Genomic DNA, 19,279 nt, shown 5'->3' on the forward strand with positions numbered 1-19,279 from the left:
TTCGGCAGGGCGTGTACCTGCCGAAAATCCGTTGACCTGTGCGCCTCGGGCGCACACACCAGTGACCGACGTCACTGGTGAGGGGGGACGCAGTCCCCCTTCGAAGTCTCACGCCCGCTTGAACATCTTCTCCAGCTCGTACTTCGTCAGCTTCACCGCCACCGGGCGGCCATGGGGGCAGTATTTGATCTCTCCGCTCTGTACCCGGTCCACCAGCACCCGCAGCTCCGCCGGATCGCTGACCCAGCCGCCCTTGATGGCCGCCTTGCAGGCCATGGTATGCAGCAGCGCCTCCCGCTTTTCATCCGGGGATCTTCCGGTCCGCAGGCGCTCGGCAAACTCCTCCAGAGTGGGCACCGTGTCGGCGGCGTCGATGTCCGCCGGCACCTCCCGCACCAGCAGGGCGCCGGCCCCGAAGTCCTCGCAGGCAAAACCGAACTGCTCCAGCAGGGGCAGGTTCTCCAGCAGCAGCGCCCCGTCCTCCCGGCTTAACTCCGCCGCGATGGGGGCCAGCAGCGTCTGTCGCATGGGGGGCTCCTGAGCATTTTTCAGCTTGTCAAAATTCATCCGCTCGTGGGCGGCGTGCTTGTCGATGAGCCAGACGCTGCCGTCCTCGCTCTCGCAGATGATATAGGTCCGCAGCACCTCTCCGGCAATCCGCCAGGGTGCCTCTTTCGTCTCCAGAACAGTCGTCTGGCCCGGTAGATCCTCCGTCAGCTTCAGCCGCTCCGGCGGGATGGCGGGCACAAAGGGGCGGGGAGCAGATTCCGGCGAGGTCGTCTTTTCTGCAGGGACGGACACTGGGGCAGAGGTCCAGGGGGCGGAGGGAGCCGTCCGCTCCGCCCGTGGGGCGGTCACGGAGACAGGCGGGCTGCCCAGCGCACCTTTGTTGCAGGAGGGTGCAGGCGGGCTGCTTTGCTGCGTGTCTGGCGGCGACGTCACAGAGGCGGGCGCCCTTCCCAGAGCGCCCTGGGCCGCGGACTCTGAGCGCTTGGTCTGGTAAAAAGAGGTCTGCCCGCTGTCCGCCACCCGGGCGGGCGCCCGCAGCTCGGTGTTCCAGGCGGGCCGGGCCGGAGCCGCGGGCTGGGGAGCGGGCTTTGCACCGCCCTGCCGGAACGTCTTGGCGTCCATGGTCTGGAAGAAGTCCTGCCGGGAGGCCGCCGGGAGCCGCGCCTCCTGCGCGGGAGCGGCGGCGGGAGCGCCGGTCTTGCCCAGGGCATCTAGCACCGTGTGGTAGACCGCGTCGAACACATCGTGCTCCCGGGCGAACTTCACTTGAGTCTTCGCGGGGTGGACGTTCACGTCCACCGCCGTCACCGGCAGGGTGACGGACAGGACGCAGCCGGGGAACTTACCCTTCATGATCTGGTTGCGGTAGCCCTCCTCCAGCGCCGCCGTCAGCAGCTGGGACTTGATGAACCGGCCGTTGACGAAGAACACCTGCATGGACCGGGAGCCCCGGCCCATCAGCGGCGCGGTGACAAAACCGGAGACCGTGATGTCCCCTCCGCTGCCGGACACCGGCACCAGCCCCCGGGCGAAGTCCCGGCCCAGGGCAGCGTAGACGGCGGAGTCCAGCTTTCCGTCACCGGGGGTCAGCAGGGCCTCCACCCCGTCCTTGATGAACTTGAAGGAGATGTCCGGATGGGACAGGGCCAGATGCTGCATGAGGCCGTTCACCGCCGCAGTCTCCGCACTGTCCTTGCGCATAAACTTCAGCCGGGCGGGGGTGTTGTAAAACAGGTCCCGGACCGTGATGGTGGTGCCCTCCGGCGCACCGGCGGGCTCCACTGCGCCGGGCACACCGCCCTCCAGATGGAGGGCGGCTCCCTCCGTCGTGCCGGTTTGGCGGGTGAGGATGTCCACCCGGCTGACGGCGGAGATGGCGGCCAGGGCCTCGCCCCGGAACCCCAGAGTACCGATCTTCCCCAGGTCCTCCTCCGTCCGCAGCTTGGAGGTGGCGTGGCGCAGGAAGGCGGTGGGGAGTTCCTCCGGCGCGATGCCGCAGCCGTTGTCCGTCACCCGGATCATGCCCATGCCGCCCCGGCGGATCTCCACCACCACGGCAGAGCTGCCGGCGTCGACGGCGTTTTCCACCAGCTCCTTCACCACGCTGGCGGGCCGCTCCACGACCTCACCGGCGGCGATCAGGTCCGCTACGTGGGACTCCAGTTGTTGAATGTGAGGCATATTGGTTTCCTTTCTAAGCTCAGAGCAGCAGCACGGCGACGATGGGAATGGTCACGATGGACGCCGCCGTGGTCAGGAAGGTGATCTGTGCCATGCACTCGGTGTCTCCGCCGTACTCCATGCTCAGCAGCGTCCCGTTCACTGCTACGGGCATGGCCATCTGGGTGACAGCGATCCCCAGCACCAGGGAGTCGATCCCCAGCGCCCGGAGGACCAGGCACAGGGCCACCGGCAGCAACAGCAGGCGGATGGCCGTCAGCAGCCACAGCTTGGGAGAGCGCAGCACCTGTCCGGCTGACATGCCCGCCAGCAGGGAGCCCACCACCAACAGGGACAGCGGCACGGTGATGTCTCCCACAAAGTCCAGCATCTCGCCCACCAGGGCCGGCGGCCGCAGCCGGGTCAGCGCCAGCACCAATCCCAGGACAGAGGCCACGATGCAGGGGGTGAACAGCTGCTTCCAGCGGAAGCGGGCGGCCCCTGCCAGCAGCAGCGGGCCCAGACTGTAAGACAAGAGATTGAAGGGCAGCGCCAGAATGGCGGCATAGAACAGTGCGCCGTCTCCAAACAGGGCCACCGCTACGGGATAGCCAATGAACCCCACGTTGGGGAAGGCCAGGGCATACCGCCACACGCCCTTCTGCCCCTGTGTGCCCGGCAGGAACCGGGGCACCACCAAGGCAAAGACCGCCTCCAGCAGGTAGAACACCACGCCAACCTCCAGGATGGAGAGGATGGTCCCCAGCTCCGGCAGCTCCTCGCCGGTGATCACCGCCGCCACGATCATGGCGGGCATGGTGATGTTCAGCAGCAGCTTGGAGACCTTCTGGTCCGCCTCCCCGCCCAGGTACCCCAGCCGGTTGGCCGCATAGCCCGCCGCAATGGCGAACAGGATGACCAGCATCTCGCCAAATACGTCCCAAAAATTCATCTGTCCCTTTCTCCCCTCATCATTCCGGAATTCGGTTCTTACGCCACAAGGGTCCAAGCGGAGAGGGCGTTGGCCGCCGCATGGAGACCGATGGACGTCCACAGGGTGCCGGTGCGGTCATAGACCCACGCCAGCACCAGCCCGGGCACCAGATACTGGAGCATCAGCAGGAAATACGTGATGTCCCGGTTCACCACCGCGAACTGCCACACATGCAGCAGGGCGAACAGCAGGCAGCTGACCAGGTATCCCACCGCCGCGCTCTTGCGCCGGAGATTCCCGAACACCAGTCCCCGGAAGAGCACCTCCTCCACAAAGGGCGCCAGGAAAATGACGATCAGCAGCGTCATGTGGGGCGCGTCCTCGATCTGGGCGGAGATGGTGGTGTCGTTCAGGTTGGTCTGGTTGGATACCACCAGTCTTGTCAGGCGGTACACCAGCTCGTTCAGGCCGTACAGGGCCACCAGTCCGATGGCCATGAACTTGCAGGCCCCGCCCAGGTTCTCTGCAAAGTGCCGGGAGGTCCGACCCAGAAAGCCGTGGAAAATGATGACCGTGGCGGCGAAGAGGATGTAGTAATACAGGATATTCTGCAATCCGGTGCTGATGGTCACTCCCAGCAGTCCGCCGATCAGGCGGAACAGCGGGGCTGTGACAAAGGGCAGCACCAGCAGGTAGATCACAAAGAGCACCGTGCCCGCGATCTGTTCCCCCGCCGACATATAGGCGGCGCTCTTTCTTCTTGGCATCTCGTTCCCTCCCGGTTTTCGTCCGGCTTCTGTTTCAGCTCGTTTTCCCCGGCGGGCGGATCCGCCGGGGTCTTCTTTTGATCCGCTGGGCTTGGGCGGCGCGTGTCCGCCCGCCGCCAGGCCCCTCATTTCCGCGGAATCCCCTGTCCCGGCCTGAAGGCCGCTCTCCGGGCGCCGTCAGCGCGTCCGGTCCCCCGCGGCAGAGGGCGCATCCCGCCGTGCCTGCCCGGCCGGGTGCTCAGTTGAGCTTCTGCTTCCACTCGTAGATCAGGCTCATCGCCTCAATGGGCGTCAGCGTGTCCGGCTGGCAGCGGCGGAGGGCGTCCAGCACCTCCCCCTCGCCGATGGCGGTGAGGGACACCTGGTCCTCCTCTTTCCGGGCCGCTACGTACTGAACGCCGTTCTCCTCCTCCAGCTCTTTCAGGACCGTTTTGGCCCGCTGGACCACCTTGTCCGGCAGCCCCGCCAGCTTGGCCACCTCGATGCCGTAGCTGCGGTCCGCCCCGCCGGGGAGGATCTTCCGCAGGAAGATGATGTCCTCCCCCCGGGTCTTGACGGCGATGTTGTAGTTGACCGTGCCGGGCAGGGTGTTCTCCAGCTCCGTCAGCTCGTGGTAGTGGGTGGCGAACAGGGTCTTGGCCCCCAGCAGCTTCTTGTCCGCGCAGTACTCCAGCACCGCCCGGGCGATGGACATGCCGTCAAAGGTGCTGGTGCCCCGGCCGATCTCGTCCAGAATCAGCAGAGAGTGCTTCGTGGCGTGGCGCAGAATGTCCGCCACCTCCGTCATCTCCACCATGAAGGTGGACTGGCCGGCGGACAGGTCATCGCTGGCGCCGATGCGGGTGAAGATCCGGTCCACCACACCGATGCGGGCGCTGGCCGCCGGGACGAAGGAGCCCATCTGGGCCATGAGGACGATCAGCGCCACCTGGCGCATGTAGGTGGACTTGCCCGCCATGTTGGGGCCGGTGATGATGGCCACCCGGTCCTCCTTCTCCCCCATGAAGGTGTCGTTGGGGACGAAGAGGCTGTCCTTGAGCATCTGCTCCACCACCGGATGGCGGCCGTCGTGGATCTCGGTGGCCCCAGACTCGTCCACCGTGGGGCGGCAGTAGTGGTTCCGCACCGCCACCGCCGCGAAGGACACCAGGGCGTCCACCTCCGCCACCGCGGCGGCAGTCCGCTGGATGCGGGCGCTCTGGGCGGAGATCTCCTGCCGCAGCGCCGTGAAGAGCTCATACTCCAATGCCACCACCCGGTCCGAGGCGGTGAGGATCTCGTGTTCCAAGTCCTTCAGCTCCTGGGTGATGTACCGCTCCCCGTTCACCAGGGTCTGCTTGCGGATGTAGGTGTCCGGCACCTGGTCCTTGAAGGAGTTGGACACCTCGATGTAATAGCCGAAGACCTTGTTGTAGCCGATCTTCAGGGTCCGGATGCCGGTGCGCTCCTTCTCCTTGGCCTCGATCTCCGCCAGGACGCCCTTGCCGCCGTTCATGATGTGCCGCAGGCGGTCCACCTCCTCGTGGTAGCCGTCCCGGATGAAGCCGCCCTCCCGGACGGAGAACGGCGGCTCGTCGCAGATGGCCGCGCCGATGTGTGCCCCGATCTCCGTCAGGTCGTCCAGCTCCCCGGCCAGCTCCGCCAGCCGTCCGCCGGAGAAGGCCGCCAGCTGGGCCCGGAGGGCGGGCAGCCGCTCGATGGCGGAGCGGAGGGACACCATGTCCCGTCCCCCGGCGGTGCCGTAGACGATGCGGCCGATGAGCCGCTCCATATCTCCCAGGCCCGTCAGGGCGGCGATGAGCTCCTCCCGCGCCATGGTGCTCTCCACCAGGGCGGCCACGGCGGCATTGCGCTTGGCGATGGCGGTGACGGACAGCAGCGGCCGCTCCAGCCAGCTGCGGAGCAGCCGCCCGCCCATGGGCGTCCTGGTCTTGTCCAGCACCCACAGGAGGGAGCCTCTCTTCTCCCGGTCCCGGAGGGTCTCCGTCAGCTCCAGGTTCCGCCGGGCGGTCAGGTCCAACTCCATAAACCGGCCCTGCTCGTAGTAGTCCAGGTCGTTGATGTGAGAGAGGTCCGTCTTCTGGGTCTCGTACAGGTAGTGCAGCAATCCCCCCAGGGCCATGGCCGCGGCCGGGTTGGTCCTGGGCAGGCGGTCAAACGCCTCCTCCCCGAACTGGCGGCGGATGTTTCGCTCCGCCTCCGCCAGGCGGAAGCGGCCCTCGCCGCCGTTTTCCACCCGGCAGCGGAACTTCTCCGTCAGGGCGTCGGTCAGGGCTTTTTCCGAGGCGGCCCCGTCGTTCACCACCGCCTCTGCCGGGGAAAAGCGGCCCAGCTCGTTGACGACGTGCTCCACCCGGTCCGGGCCGGAGAAGGCCGTCAGGTGGGTCTTGCCGGTGGAGATGTCGCAGAAGGCCGCGCCGGCGTTCTGGCTGTCGATGTAGATGCCGCAGAGGAAGTTGCTGGCCTTCTCCTCCAGGCAGGCGGCGTCAATCACCGTGCCGGGGGTCACCACCCGGATGATATCCCGCTTCACCAGCCCCTTGGCCGTTGCCGGGTCCTCCATCTGCTCACAGATGGCCACCTTGTAGCCCTTGGCGATGAGCCGGGCGATGTAGGCCTCACTGGCGTGGTAGGGGATGCCGCACATGGGCACCCGCTCCTCCTCGGGCTTGGCGTGCTTGCCGTGGTCCCGGGAGGTGAGGGTCAGGTCCAGCTCCCGGGAGGCCAGCTTCGCGTCGTCAGCGAACATCTCATAGAAGTCGCCCAGCCGGAAGAACAGGATGGAGTCCGGATTGTCCTTCTTGATCTCCAGGTACTGCTTCATCATGGGGGTGAGTTCGGCCAAAAGGGTCACCTCATTCTCTTTCTATCAAAGGATTTGGATTCGTTTTATGGGGGTGCGTCCCATGGGACGCGGGAAATCAGCCATGTGGATGGCTGGGCTGGGCAGGCCGCCGAACGGCGGCCACAGGGGTCTGGCTCCCGCCGGGGGGCATTGTCCATGCGGGATGCGCCCCCCATTTTCTTTTTGAGACATCAAAAAGAAAATGCGCCGCGCCCGGTGGAAAAGAAAAAATGTCTCGGCGGGTCGGTCTGCGCAGGCGCAGACCTCCTGCCGCCGGCGGGGGAAGGTTGGCAATCCCGCGCGGCGGTCAGAGACGGAAACGCCCGGCCCTTGGGGAAACCTTCAGCCCGGGGAAGTCTGGGATACACGCTGCGCTGATTTTCGCTGCCGCTGGCCGGTGGTTGATGAAAGCCTCCGCAGCGGGCCGATGAGGGCATCGGCCTCTACAACCGCCCGGGCAGCGCGTAGCGAAGCGGAACGCGCGGAAAGAGAAGCTGGTCAAATGCGTTCTTGCACCCCGACAACTTCCGCACCATCCGCCACGGGACGGCAGTCGGGGAAATCGCAGAAGAGCATAGCGTGCCCGAAGGCAAGGCCAAATCGGAGCAGGCACTGGTACGCCGACCCCCGTACGCGCGGAGGGCCACTGCACCGGAGCGCGCCCGGCGCCTTTTTCTCTTACACCGGGCGCGGCGCGTTCTCTTTTTGGCGCAACCAAAAAGAGAATGGGGGGCGCATTGCCCAGCTGGCACCCCAGCTGAATCCCCCGGGCGGTTGATAACCGCCCCTACGGTCCTGCAGGGGTCCGGCGGAAATCCGGCGGGCGGACACACAGTTCCGCCCCTACCGCTCCCGGCAGACCAGCTCATCCAGCGACAGGCCGTAGAAATCCGCCAGGGCAATCAGTGTGGACAGGGTCGGTTCCCGCTCTCCACGCTCATACGTCTGATAGGCCCGCCAACCGATGCCGATGATTTTTGCCAGCTCGGTTTGTTTCAGGCCCCTTTGCTTTCTCAGTTGAAGAAGGTGTTCTGCAAACGTCATAATTCCTCTTCCGCTCTTGACAGACACAAATATGTCTGCTATGATACGTACTATAAAAGACACAATCGTGTCTGTCAAACAAATTCAGGAGTGATCCCCTATGTCCGATTACATCGACATCCTGCTCACCGCCCTGGAGGACGAGCTGTACCCCTCTCTGGGCAAGGACTACTTCCTCCCCCTCCAGCAGGCGAACGACGCCTTGACCGCGCTTTCCGCCACCCTCACCGATCAGCAGCGTGCGCTGCTGGATTCCTATGAGGACGCCTCCGCCGCCGCAGGCAGCGCCTATCAGGACGCCTACGCCCGCAGGGCCTTCCTCCTCGCGCGGGAGGTCTACCGTTAAACGGCCTCGCCGTACAGCGCCCAGGTGTTGCTGCCGGTGACGGCCACATCCGCGAACTGCCCGATCAGGGCCTTGTCCCCTTTCAGCCGCACCAGACGGTTGCCCTCCGTCCGGGAGGTCAGGGGGTACTCCGGGTCGTCGCTCTCGCCGTCCACCAGCACCCGCACCGTTTTGCCCACATAGGCGGCGTGGAGCTTGGCGGACATATTGTTCTGGACCTCCAGGAGCCTGTCAAACCACTTCTGCTTCTCCGCCCGGGTGGCCGGGTCCGGCATGGCCGCGGCCTTGGTGCCGGGGCGGGGGGAGTAGATGAAGGTGAACAGGGCGTCAAACCCCACCTCCTCCACCAGAGACACGGTGTCCATGGCCTCCGCCTCCGTCTCGCCGGGGAAGCCGATGATGACGTCGGAGGTCAATACCAGCCCGGGCATGACCCGCTTGGCGTAGTTCACCAGATCCAGGTACTGCTGCCGGGTGTAGCGGCGGTTCATCTCTTTCAGGACCCGGTCGTTGCCGGACTGGAAGGGCAGGTGCAGCTGCTTGGCCACATGAGAGCTTGCGGCCATCACGTCAAACAGCCGGGGCGTGGCGTCCTTGGGGTGGCTGGACATGAAGCGGATGAGATATTCCCCCGGGATCCGGTCGATGTCCGCCAGCAGGTCCGGGAAGTGGTAATCCAAATCCAGATCGTTGCCGTAGGAGTTCACGTTCTGGCCCAGCAGGGTGATGTCCTTGTACCCCGCCTCCACCAGCTGCCGGACCTCCGCCAGCACGGCCTGGGGGTCCCGGCTCCGCTCCCGGCCCCGGACATAGGGCACGATGCAGTAGGAGCAGAAGTTGTTGCATCCGTACATGATGGAGACCCAGGCCTTCACGCCCTTCTCCCGCACCACGGGGATGCCCTCGGCAATGGTGCCGTGCTCGTCCTGGACGGAAAAGACCCGCTTCTTCGTCTCATACACCTGCCACAAAAGCTCCGGGAACTTCCACAGGGCCTGGGGGCCGAACACCAGATCCACGTGGGGATAGGACTTTTTGATCCGCTCCGACACCCGGGGCTCCTGGGCCATGCAGCCGCACAGGCAGATCACCTGCTCCGGATTCTCCTTCTTGGTGTGGGTCAGGGCGCCCAGGTTGCCGAACACCCGGTCCTCCGCGTGCTCCCGGATGGCGCAGGTGTTCAGGAGCACCAGATCGGCCTCCTTCGGGTCCTGGGTGAGGGTGAAGCCGCTTGCCTCCAGCATCCCCATGAGCTTCTGTCCGTCCGCCACATTCTGCTGGCAGCCGAAGGTGTCCACACAGGCCGCGGGGTGAGCCTCCCGGGCGGCGAACAGGCCGCGGATCTTCTCCTCAAACTCCCGCTGGCGGTCCAGGTCCGCCTGGGGGATCAATACGTTTTCGCGTTCCAAATCAGTTCCTCCAAATGCAGATACTTTAACTAAAATATCATAGCACACCAGAAAACAAAGCACAAGCAGAAACCTCCGGCAGGCAGACAGCGGCCCCGCCGGGAAGTTCCCGGCGGGGCCGCTGTTGTGTCACAGGTCTGCCAGAAGATCCGGCAGGTCCGCGGGGCGGGCGGCCACGGCGTCCGCCGCCGCCAAATCCACGGACGGGGCGCCGCCCCAGGCGGCGGCCACGCAGACCACCTCCGCCGCCCGGCCCATGGCCCGCAGGGCCGCCTGGGCATTGCGGCCGAAGGCGATGTCCCCGGCGTGGTCCCCGATGTAGGCGAAGCGCCCCTCCCGAAGCCCCAGCCGGTCCAGGCAGGCCAGGAAGGCGGCGGGGTCCGGCTTCTGACGGGCGAAGTCCACGTCCGCGTGGCCCACCACGGCGGCAAAGCAGTCCGCCGCGCCGTGGGCGGCCAGGGCGGCGCGGATGTTGCCGCTGTCGTTCTGGGAGCAGATGCCCATGGGGGCCAGGGCGGCCAGACGGGGCAGAACCTCCAAAAGCCCGCCGAAGAGGGGCGGCAGGGTCCGGTCCGCCAGCTGGCAGGGGCCCCACAGGGCCCCCGCCTCGTCCAGCCGGTCCGCCGGGACGCGGAGGGCGTGCTGGTACAGCTCCCGCCAGTTGCGCCAGCGGTAGTTGGCGGCCTGATAGGCGGCCAGGGAGGAAAGCGCCTCCGGCAGCGGGTCCAGCAGGGCCGGGTCCAGGCGGCCAAGGACGGCCCTGGTGACGGCGATGTTCTTCACCGGCGTGTTGGCCAGGGTGCCGTCGTAGTCCCAGAGAATGGCTGTGAACATGGGTGCCCTCCTTCTATCGCTTGTCTGTGCGGCCCGCTAAATAGTCCAAGCTGACCTTGTAGTAATCTGCCAATTTGAAAAAGACTTCCAGCGGTATCTTGATCTTTCCGTTTTCGTAGTCTGAGTAGGTGTTCTGTTTCACACCGAGATACTCCGCGATCACTTTCTGCGGTGTGTCCGAATCCTCTCGCAGTTCCTTGACTCTCCTCAAATACATGATGCCATCACCTCAAGCGATAACATACCGCATCGGTGAAAGCGATATTGACTTATATCGGTGTAGCCGATATAATTTTCATGAGGTGATAAAAATGGCTCTATATGAGAAACGGGATGACGTGTATTGCGGCTCCTGCGGCCACTTTACCCGGCACTACATCTGGCGGGACGGGCGGCAGGCCCGGAACGCCCCCAACGGGTGCTTTCTGCCCCTGAGCCTGGGCCACTGCGCCCATCCCCGCATGAAGGACCGGCGGGAGGACCAGTCCTGCCCCCTGTGGATCCCCCGCACCCCGGACCAGGACCCGCCGGACACCCGGCTGCCGGGTGCAAACGCGCCGGACCGCTGAGAGCGGCCCGGCGTTGTTCTATCCTCGGTTCTCCAGCTTCCGCAGCTGGGTCTGGAACGCCTCCGGCAGGTCGCACCACAGCTCCACCAGCCCCCCGGTCCGGGGGTGGAGAAACCGCAGCCCCACCGCATGAAGGCACTGCCCCTGGAGGCCCGGCACGGGCTTTTTCGCCCCGTACACCGTGTCCCCCAGAATGGGGTGGCCGATGTGCGCCATGTGGACCCGGATCTGGTGGGTGCGCCCGGTCTCCAGTCGGCACTCCACATACGTATAGCCGGGGAACCGCTCCAGCACGGACCAGTGGGTCACCGCGCTCCGGCCGCCCGCCACCACCGCCATCTTCTTCCGGTCCGCCGGGTGGCGGCCGATGGGGGCGTCCACCGTGCCGCTGTCCTCCCGGAGATTCCCGATCACGATGCAGCGGTAAATCCGGGCCAGGGTGTGGTCCTGAAGCTGGGCGGAGAGCTTCTGGTGGGCAGCATCGTTTTTCGCCGCGATGATGAGGCCGGAGGTGTCCCGGTCGATCCGGTGGACGATGCCGGGCCGCAGCTCCCCTCCGATGCCGGAGAGGGAGTCCCCGCAGTGGTGGAGCAGGGCGTTGACCAGCGTGCCGTCCGGGTGGCCGGGGGCCGGGTGGACCACCAGCCCCTTGGGCTTGTTCACCACGATCACGTCGCTGTCCTCGTACACCACATCCAGGGGGATGTCCTGGGGCGCCACGTCCACCGGCTCCGGGTCCGGCAGGGTAACGGACACGGCCTCTCCCCCGCCCAGGCGGTAGTTTTTCGCCAGGGGCTTTCCGGCAGCGGTGACCCGCCCCTCCTCGCACAGCCGGGCGGCGGCGGAGCGGGTCACATCCGGCAGCTGTCCGGCCAGCCAGGCGTCCAGCCGGGTGCCGGTGTCCTCAGGATTCACTTGGAGCGTCCGCGTCTCCATGGGCCTTGCCTCTCTTGTCGTATTTCTCGTAGAACCATAGGTAATAGATTACCGCCAGCACGGCGCCGCACACCACGCAGATGTCCGCCACGTTGAACACCGGGTAGGAGGGCCAGAACTCCAGGTGGAACATGTCCACCACGTACCCCAGCCGCACCCGGTCGATGATGTTCCCCACGCCGCCGGACAGAATCAGGAATCCCGCCGCCACCCCCAGGGGGTGCCGGACGATCCGGCGGAGCAGGACCACCGCCACCGCGATCACAATGACGGAGGTGACCGCCACCAGCAGCCAGCGCATACCGGAGAAGCTGGACCAGGCCGCCCCGTAGTTGTGGACGGTCCGCAGCTCTACCAGCCCGGGCAGAAAGGGCTGGGCCTCCCCCAGGGGGATGTTGACGGTGACATAGTGCTTCACCCACTGGTCCAGGCCCAGCAGGGCCAGGGACAGCGCGGCGCAAAGGGCATACAGCATAGTTTTCTCCTCAAATCAGATAGGTTTTCACCACCGGCACCCGCCGGAGGACCAGCCATACCAGAAAGCCGCCCCCGAAGGCCGCGGCCGCCAGCACCGGCACGCCCCAGACGGGCGGCAGCGTCCCGGCGGAGAGGCCCCTGCCCGCCAGGAAGTCCAGGAAGAACAGGTGCGTCAAGTAGATGCAGAAGGACGCCTTGGAGACGGTCTCCGCCACAGGCCAGCGGTCCCGGTCCTGCCACCGGGCGGCGCAGAAGCCGTACAGCCCCGCCGCCTGCAAACAGACGCCGGGGGCGCTCCCCTGGAGGAACACCTGATACAGCGCCCCGGTTTTGACGGAGGCCGCCAGCGTCAGGCCGAAGGTCAGCGCCGTGCCCGCCAAATACAGCCAGACAAAGGTCCGGGGCCTGTGGCGGGGCGCCTCCTGAGTCAGAACATCGCCCAGCACACCATAGCCCACGGCGCACCAGGTCAGGTTGATGGGGTACTGGGCAGGGATGCCGCCGACGAGGGACAGGGGCGGGAAGAATTTCAGCGTGGGGGCCAGACACCCCAGCACGAACCAGATCCCCAGAGCGTAGTTCAGCAGCCGCCGGTCCGCCGCCGCCACAAGGCGGCGGGTCAGGGGCAGCACCGCGTACACCAGCAGAATGATGTGGAGGTAATAGAGATGGTTCTTGTGATGGAACAGCACCAGATTCAGCGCCGCCTGCCGGAGGGCCGTCCGCTCCAGCACGCCCGCAGCGCGCCAGCCCCGCAGCAGCTCCACACCCTCATAGGCTGCGGCCCAGAAAAGCAGGGCCGCCAGGATGCGGGGGATGTACTTCGTCCACACCCGCCGGACGGTGACCTCCTTTTCCGGCGGCAGCAGCAGCGCGCCGCTGCACAGGAAGAACACCGGCACCGCGCTGCGCAGCAGGCAGTTCCAGAACAGGGCGGAGGTCCACCCAAAGGACCCCGGCGCTCCCGCAAAGCCCCCGGCGGCGGAGGCATGGATCAGCAGCGTGCCGAAGATCGCCGCCGTCTTGGCCGCGTCCACCGGCACGCTGCGGCGCTGTGTCAGCGTCTGCATCCGACCATCTCCCTCATTGGACAGATCGAGCTTGCCGACAACAGTGTACACGGTTTGGCAGAAAAAAGCAACCGCCGCTTCACGCCCTCCTGCGGCGCCGCCACAGGAGCCAGATAACGCCGGAGAGGGCCGTCAGCGCCCCGCCCGCCGCCAGGGACAGCCAGAAGCGCCCGCTCCCCGGCTGCCACAGCGCGCCGCCCAGCACGGTGGCGCAGGCAATCCGGGGCAGGCCGCCCAGCAGCCCGGCGGAGAGATACGTGCCGTAGGGCGTGCCGGAGGCCCCCAGATAGAGGCTCACCACATCCCCCGGCGATGCCCCCGCCAGCCGCAGCAGAAAGACGGACAGCCACGGGTTCTCCGCCTGGGCCCGGCAGACGCCCGCCACCCGGGGAATCCGCTCCGCCAGGGCCTCCAGTCCCCCCTGCTCCCGCCGCCCCAGGAAAAAGGGGATGGTCTGGGCCACCCCGGTGCCGCAGAGGTTCACCGCCAGCGCCAGGGGGAACGGGAACAGCAGTCCCCCCGCCGCCGTGAGGGCGGACATGGGAAAGCAGACGGAGAGGCTCTTGAGGGCGTACAGCCCCACCAGGAACGACGCCGCCAGAACCGTCTGCCGGGGGGAAAAGGCGGCGATGGCCTCCGCCGTCAGCTGGTGGCGGAACGGCCAGAGGGCGGCGGCGCCCGCTGCCAGCACCAGCAGCGGCGCCCCGTACCGCCAGACATGAAAGGCATGTTTTTCCATGGCCGTCCTCCCGCCCGCGTCAGATAGGGCTAGTATATGCGGCGGGCGGAAAAAGACGAAGAGGCAGCCGGAAATCCGGCTGCCTCTTTCTGCAAATAGTGACAGAATTCCCCTGGCGGTCATACAAAGGGTTCGTCCTGGGGCAGGACGTCCGTGGAAAGTCCGGACTCCCCAGTGGTCCCGGTGCCGGTCTGCCCTTCCGCTGTCTGCTGGCCGTCCTGCTCCGGCGTCTGGATGGTCCAGCCATTATCCGGCGTCGTGGGTTCTGTAGGCTCTGCGGGGACATCAGGGTCCTGGGGCTCCGTGGGCTCCACCGGCGTGGTGGGCTCGGTGGTGTCCGTTGGTATCTGGGCGCCGCCGTCGGCGGGCTCTACCGCCGGGCCCCGGAGGATCACCTTATTGCGGGACTTGTAGTCGCTGGTGGCCTCGTAAGTGGAGGAGATCAGCTTGCCGTTGGCGTCGTAGACATTGCGGTATGTCCGGTACTTGTACCCGGTGTAGGGCGTGGTCTTGACCTTCTCCGTGCCCGGCGCCAGGGTGGGGTCGTCCTCATACACCGTCTCATAGGGCGTGGTGGAGAGGTGCTCGTTGGTCATCTTCACGCTGGTGCCGTCCACATTGGTGCCCAGGATCCGGACCGTCAGGTAATTGTTTTCATAGATGGTGACGATCTTGATGGGGTACAGGGAGTTGTTGGTGAACTTGTAGTCCGGCCCGCCCCAGGACACCGTGGCGTCCATGCCCGCGGTGATATAGGCGGGGACGTAGCGGTGGGCGTACCGCTCCGTGATCTCCAGGTTGGACCGCAGGCAGGCCAGGTACAGCGTGGAGGAAGTCTGGCAGATGCCGCCGCCGATCTCGTCCACCGTCTCCCCCTGGACATAGGCGGGAGCCGCCTGATAGCCCCGGGCGGCGGTCCGCTGGCCCACCACGTCATTGTAGGAGAACACGTCGCCGCTGTTCATCACATACTCGTTGATGGATGCGGCGGACAGCTTCACATTGGACCGGCGGGCGGATGTGCCGCCCACATGGGTGCGGGCCTCGCCCAGCACGTCCCGGAACAGCACCTGCTCCAGCTCCTCCGCCGTGACGGCGGGCAGCTCCACCTGGGCGGGGACGGTGACCGTCTCGCCGGGCGCGGCCGCGTCCAGCAGCCGCTGGGCCTCGTCCACATCGAAGTCCGCTCCGGCCTCCTCCGGTACGATGGCGCCCGTCTCCTTGTCATAGGAGGCGTTCTTCACCACGCCGGAGCAATCGTCGTAGATCTCCTGGGCGGTGAGGGTCTTGGCGGGAAGGATCCGAGCGTTGTTCACAAACACGCTGGCCGCCGCGCCATTGCCGCTGCCAGTCCATCTTTCCTGTGCAGTCCGCGCAAGATCTGCGGCGGACACGGACAGTCCGTTCAGGGCTTTTGTGATTTCGACGGCATCCTCCGTCACCTCGTAGGAGGCGTCCTGGGCCTCCCGGGAGAACTGCTCACTGAGCTGTTCCATTTTTACCTGGAAGATATCCTCCTCCGGCTCCAGCACGACGCCCAGTTGTCCATCTGCTCCGACCAGGCAGGCAAGATACTCCCAGCCCTTGACAAAAAAGCTGCTCCGGCCCTGCACGGCATCAAATGCGGATTGGGCACTGACCTCATAGTCCAGTTCCTCTGTGATGCCCAGCTCCCGATAGGTGCATACGGCGTCGGGGTCTGCGCCGTACAGCATATCTCCCTCCGGCGCGGATTCCCCATCCCCGGTCTCATCGGCCAGCGGTAAATAAAACTCTACGGTTTCCTCCGGAATCTCCTGCCGCAGCCGCTCCGCGGCCTGCTCCGCTGTGAGGCCTGCCACGTCCACACCATTGATGGTGGTGTTAGGGTAAAATATATCCAGGGAATTGGCATAGGCGCACAGGCCCACATAGGCGGCAAGCAATACCGCCACAATAACTCCTATGATAATTATCGGCTTTTTGCCGCCGGTTTTCAGCCGCTTCGGCGCGGTGGCTTCGTTCGTATTCGGTTCCATGAAGCCCCTCCTGTTGTTCTGTCGGATCGCCCAGACAAGCCGTGCTGTCCTAGCTTATGCATTCAGGATTTTATTTTAGCACGTTTTTTCTGGAAAATGGATTACAATCCCGTAACAATCAGAAGTTTCAGGCCTCTTTCCGACGCTGTTTCGGAATGCGGAGCGTCAGAACGATTTCGTCCTCTGTCTCCTCCCGCTCCGTCCGGGCGTCCACACCTGCGTCCCGAATCAGCCGCAGCCCCCGGTCCACACTGTTCAAAAACAATCGCACGTCCTTGATGATGTACGTCCGCCGTCCTGCGGGCGGCGCGGTCTGGAGGGCTGCCAGCCGCCGCTCTACATACTGCTCCGTCTGGGCCACATTCCAGTGCTTCGCCGCCGCCTGGCGCAGGGCGGTCAGCCGCTCGCCCTCGTCCTCCAGCCGCAGCAGGCAGCGGGCGTGACGCTCCGTCAATCCGTGTTCCACCAGCAGCGCCCGGCAGGCCGGGGACAGCCGCAGCAGCCGCAGCTTGTTGGCCAGAGCCGAGGGGGACATGCCCAGCTGGGCCGCCACCGCCTCCTGGGTCATGCCCGTCTGGTGGAGAAAGGCGGCGATGGCCTCCGCCTCCTCCAGGTAATGCAGATCCTTGCGCTGCAAATTCTCCACAAGGGCCAGCAGGGCGGAGGCCCGCCCGTCCACCTCCGCCTCCAGGCAGGGGACGGTCTCCAGACCCGCCAGCACGGCTGCCCGCAGCCGCCGCTCCCCCGCCACCAGCTCCCAGCCCGCCGCGGTCCGCCGCACCGTCAGGGGCTGGAGGATACCGTGGCGGCGGATGGATTCCGCCAACTCCCGGAGCCCCGTCTCCTCAAAGGTCCGCCGGGGCTGCATGGGATTGGGGCGGATTTCCGCCGCCGGGAGCCACAGCACCTTCCGTTCCGGCCTGTCCATGGGACCACCTCCGTTTCATTTCCTTTATTTTACAGGTCCTGTTCCAAAAAGGCAGGGGGAATCTGTCGAGGCGTCCCCCACTCCGCAGGAAAAGCGGCCGCCCAATGGGCGGCCGCCATGCGAACACTGCATATTCCATTACCGGGACGGTTCCTCCGCCAGGCGCGCTTCGTAGGCCGCCTGATCCGCCCGGCCGGGCCTGGTGGCCCGCAGGGCCTTCACGATCAGGGCCGTGGTGGCCTGGAGGAACACCGGAGAAAAGGCCACCGGAAACAGCACGTCTCCGGGGAAATAGGCCTCGGCCAGCACCGCCCCAGCGCTGATGTTCCGCATCCCGGCGTTGAGGGCGACAGTCTGCACTGTGGGGAAGTCCAGCTTCAACAGCCGCCCCGCCCAATACCCCAGGAAAAAGCCCAACAGGCACAGGAAGAACACCACGATCATCACCCGCACCAGGGTCGGTGTCAGGTTCCGGAGGAAGGGCGCGCAGCCGGTGGCATTGGCCGTGATGATGAGCAGCAGGGCCGCCTTGGCGGGCAGGGACAGCTTCGGCTTCAGCGTGACCGCCACGGCACCCTTTGTCAGCTGGTACAGCACCATGGCTACCAGAGCCGGAAGCGCCACCATCAGCAGCAGGTCCCGCATCATGCCCCAGGTGTCCAGCTCCACCACCGAGCCCACCAGCAGCTTCATGGTCAGGGGGATCACCACCGGGGAGAGGAGTGTATCCAGCAGCACCACCGAGAGGCACAGGGCGGTATTGCCCCGACTCATGCCCACCCACATGAGGGACGCCACACCGGTGGGCACTGCATACTCCAGCACCAGCCCGATGGTAAACAGCGGCGCGTCCGGAAAGCACAGCGTCCCCAGGCCCAGGGTAATGAGGGGCATCACCACGTGGAGCAGGCCGAAAATCACCGCCACCGGCAGAGGGTGGCGGACCACCTGCGCCAGCTCCCGGAAGCCGCCGCCCAGGCTGTTGGAAAAAGTCATGAAGGCGAACAGCCCTACCGTCACCCCGTTCAGGTGGGAGAGCACCTCCGGAAAGGCAATACCCAGCGCCACACAGCAGAGCACCACCGGCGCCATGTGTCCGCCCAGGAAGCCATCCAGGCGGCCGAGCGTTTTCAAATCCGATCCCCTCTTTTCTAGTTCCTGTTCAGCGGCAGAGATAGGAAAACCAGCCCTCAGCGCTCCGTGTCTCCAGGATCTCCCAGCCGTTTTCCCGCAGGCGGTCCGCCACCTCCTGCGCCCGGTCGTCGATGATGCCGGAGCAGAGGAACAGTCCGCCCGGAGCCAGCATGGGCCGCACCAGCGGAGAAAGGCCGATGATGACGTCCGCCACGATATTAGCCACCACCATCTGCCAGCCGCCGCCCAGATCCGCCCGCAGAACCGCGTCCCCCAGTACATCTCCGATCCGGACGGTGTAGGTGTCCTGCCCGATGCCGTTGAGGGCGGCGTTCTCATAGGCTACGTCCCGGCACTTGTCGTCGATATCCACCGCCGCGGCGGAGGCCGCCCCCAGCTTCAGCGCCGCGATGGAGAGGATACCGCTGCCGCAGCCCAGGTCCAGTACCCGCTCGCCGCCGCGGATGGTCTTCTCCAGCGCCGTCAGGCACAGGCGGGTGGTGGCATGACTGCCGGTGCCGAAGGTGAGGCCCGGATCCAACACCAGGGCCACCCGCCCGGCGGCAAGGCCCGCCCGGACCTTGGGGTCCTCCCGCAGCCACTCCGGCACCACCAGCAGCCGGTCTCCAATCTCCATGGGCTTGTAATACTGCTTCCAGTTGTTCTCCCAGTCGGCGTCCTCCAGGTCATCCAGGGTCATCAGCAGGGTGCCGCAGTCGTCCCGGGTCTTTTTCAGCTCCTCCAGGGCGATGCGGACCTCCCCCAGCTTGGCGAAGCCCTCGTCCCCCGCCTCCAGATAGAAGGTGATCCGGGACCGGCCCTGCATCTCCTGCCGCAAATCCTCGTCCACATAGTCCCAGTACTGCCCGTTGTTCTCCAGGAAGTCCTCGAACTCCGTCTCGTCATCGATCACCACACCGTCGATGCCCAGGGCGGAGAGCATCGTCTCCACCGGCTCCAGTCCGGTGTGGTTTGTGTCGATATGTACCTCCAGCCATTTCACAGCCGTCACCTCATCTCTCCGCCGGAGCGGAATTATATTTGATCTCCAGGGAAAAGC

18 protein-coding genes are annotated in these 19,279 nt (G+C 65.8%); 2 read left to right on the top strand and 16 right to left on the bottom strand.

The window, feature by feature from the left end; all coding sequences use genetic code 11:
- Positions 1 to 108: 108 nt before the first annotated feature.
- The 5 genes from mutL to DN611_RS16070 all read right to left on the bottom strand — a co-directional run bounded on the left by mutL (position 109) and on the right by DN611_RS16070 (position 7,759).
- Positions 109 to 2,190, bottom strand: a complete 2,082-nt coding sequence (gene mutL, locus DN611_RS16050) for a DNA mismatch repair endonuclease MutL (protein WP_119311840.1) — start codon at positions 2,188 to 2,190, stop codon at positions 109 to 111.
- Between the two features lie 19 nt (positions 2,191 to 2,209).
- Entirely contained in the window at positions 2,210 to 3,121 is a 912-nt protein-coding gene (locus tag DN611_RS16055) for an AEC family transporter (protein ID WP_025545571.1), read from the bottom strand.
- A 38-nt stretch (positions 3,122 to 3,159) separates the two neighbouring features.
- Complete coding sequence (locus DN611_RS16060; RefSeq protein ID WP_021752058.1) at positions 3,160 to 3,870, bottom strand: CPBP family intramembrane glutamic endopeptidase; 711 nt, start codon at positions 3,868 to 3,870, stop codon at positions 3,160 to 3,162.
- 238 nt (positions 3,871 to 4,108) lie between these two features.
- The gene (mutS, locus tag DN611_RS16065) at positions 4,109 to 6,715 is read right to left on the bottom strand and encodes a DNA mismatch repair protein MutS (RefSeq protein WP_174233006.1); all 2,607 of its coding nucleotides are present in this window, start codon (positions 6,713 to 6,715) and stop codon (positions 4,109 to 4,111) included.
- Positions 6,716 to 7,558: 843 nt separating this feature from the next.
- Positions 7,559 to 7,759: a helix-turn-helix domain-containing protein gene (locus DN611_RS16070; protein WP_021750635.1), complete on the bottom strand. Its 201-nt coding sequence runs from the start codon at positions 7,757 to 7,759 to the stop codon at positions 7,559 to 7,561.
- Between the two features lie 100 nt (positions 7,760 to 7,859).
- On the opposite strand from DN611_RS16070, the gene DN611_RS16075 reads away from it, so the two are divergent.
- Positions 7,860 to 8,105 carry a hypothetical protein gene (locus DN611_RS16075; RefSeq protein ID WP_021750636.1) on the top strand — a complete coding sequence of 82 codons (246 nt, stop codon included), beginning with the start codon at positions 7,860 to 7,862 and terminating at the stop codon, positions 8,103 to 8,105.
- On the opposite strand, the gene miaB is transcribed toward DN611_RS16075, so the two are convergent.
- From miaB to DN611_RS16090, 3 genes are all read right to left on the bottom strand, one after another.
- Positions 8,102 to 9,514 carry a tRNA (N6-isopentenyl adenosine(37)-C2)-methylthiotransferase MiaB gene (miaB, locus tag DN611_RS16080; protein WP_021750637.1) on the bottom strand — a complete coding sequence of 471 codons (1,413 nt, stop codon included), beginning with the start codon at positions 9,512 to 9,514 and terminating at the stop codon, positions 8,102 to 8,104. The two genes, DN611_RS16075 and miaB, sit on opposite strands and share 4 nt — an antisense overlap.
- 129 nt (positions 9,515 to 9,643) lie before the next feature.
- Positions 9,644 to 10,348 carry an HAD family hydrolase gene (locus DN611_RS16085; RefSeq protein ID WP_119311841.1) on the bottom strand — a complete coding sequence of 235 codons (705 nt, stop codon included), beginning with the start codon at positions 10,346 to 10,348 and terminating at the stop codon, positions 9,644 to 9,646.
- A gap of 13 nt (positions 10,349 to 10,361) precedes the next feature.
- Complete coding sequence (locus DN611_RS16090) at positions 10,362 to 10,565, bottom strand: helix-turn-helix domain-containing protein (RefSeq protein ID WP_021748673.1); 204 nt, start codon at positions 10,563 to 10,565, stop codon at positions 10,362 to 10,364.
- A gap of 94 nt (positions 10,566 to 10,659) precedes the next feature.
- Here DN611_RS16090 and DN611_RS16095 point away from each other — a divergent pair, with 94 nt between their 5' ends.
- Entirely contained in the window at positions 10,660 to 10,917 is a 258-nt protein-coding gene (locus DN611_RS16095) for a hypothetical protein (protein WP_036629957.1), read from the top strand.
- Positions 10,918 to 10,935: 18 nt separating this feature from the next.
- On the opposite strand, the gene DN611_RS16100 is transcribed toward DN611_RS16095, so the two are convergent.
- From DN611_RS16100 to prmA, 8 genes are all read right to left on the bottom strand, one after another.
- Positions 10,936 to 11,853, bottom strand: coding sequence for an RluA family pseudouridine synthase (locus DN611_RS16100; protein ID WP_119311842.1), 918 nt, complete (start codon positions 11,851 to 11,853; stop codon positions 10,936 to 10,938).
- A complete protein-coding gene (lspA, locus tag DN611_RS16105) occupies positions 11,822 to 12,328 on the bottom strand; it encodes a signal peptidase II (RefSeq protein WP_021748676.1) in 507 nt (168 codons plus the stop codon). The genes DN611_RS16100 and lspA overlap by 32 nt, the downstream gene beginning before the upstream one ends.
- A gap of 10 nt (positions 12,329 to 12,338) precedes the next feature.
- The gene (locus DN611_RS16110) at positions 12,339 to 13,400 is read right to left on the bottom strand and encodes an acyltransferase (protein ID WP_119311843.1); all 1,062 of its coding nucleotides are present in this window, start codon (positions 13,398 to 13,400) and stop codon (positions 12,339 to 12,341) included.
- Positions 13,401 to 13,479: 79 nt separating this feature from the next.
- Positions 13,480 to 14,139, bottom strand: coding sequence for a TVP38/TMEM64 family protein (locus DN611_RS16115; protein ID WP_036636562.1), 660 nt, complete (start codon positions 14,137 to 14,139; stop codon positions 13,480 to 13,482).
- Positions 14,140 to 14,258: 119 nt separating this feature from the next.
- Positions 14,259 to 16,157 (bottom strand): VanW family protein, encoded by a 1,899-nt coding sequence (locus DN611_RS16120; RefSeq protein WP_119311845.1) that lies wholly within the window; start codon positions 16,155 to 16,157, stop codon positions 14,259 to 14,261.
- Between the two features lie 127 nt (positions 16,158 to 16,284).
- The gene (locus DN611_RS16125) at positions 16,285 to 17,085 is read right to left on the bottom strand and encodes a ParB/RepB/Spo0J family partition protein (protein WP_021750436.1); all 801 of its coding nucleotides are present in this window, start codon (positions 17,083 to 17,085) and stop codon (positions 16,285 to 16,287) included.
- A gap of 138 nt (positions 17,086 to 17,223) precedes the next feature.
- Positions 17,224 to 18,219 (bottom strand): bile acid:sodium symporter family protein, encoded by a 996-nt coding sequence (locus tag DN611_RS16130; RefSeq protein ID WP_119311846.1) that lies wholly within the window; start codon positions 18,217 to 18,219, stop codon positions 17,224 to 17,226.
- 28 nt (positions 18,220 to 18,247) lie between these two features.
- Positions 18,248 to 19,222 (bottom strand): 50S ribosomal protein L11 methyltransferase, encoded by a 975-nt coding sequence (prmA, locus tag DN611_RS16135; protein ID WP_119311963.1) that lies wholly within the window; start codon positions 19,220 to 19,222, stop codon positions 18,248 to 18,250.
- Between the last annotated feature and the right edge of the window lie 57 nt (positions 19,223 to 19,279).

This window comes from Oscillibacter sp. PEA192, assembly GCF_003574015.1.
Lineage (GTDB): Bacteria > Bacillota > Clostridia > Oscillospirales > Oscillospiraceae > Oscillibacter > Oscillibacter welbionis.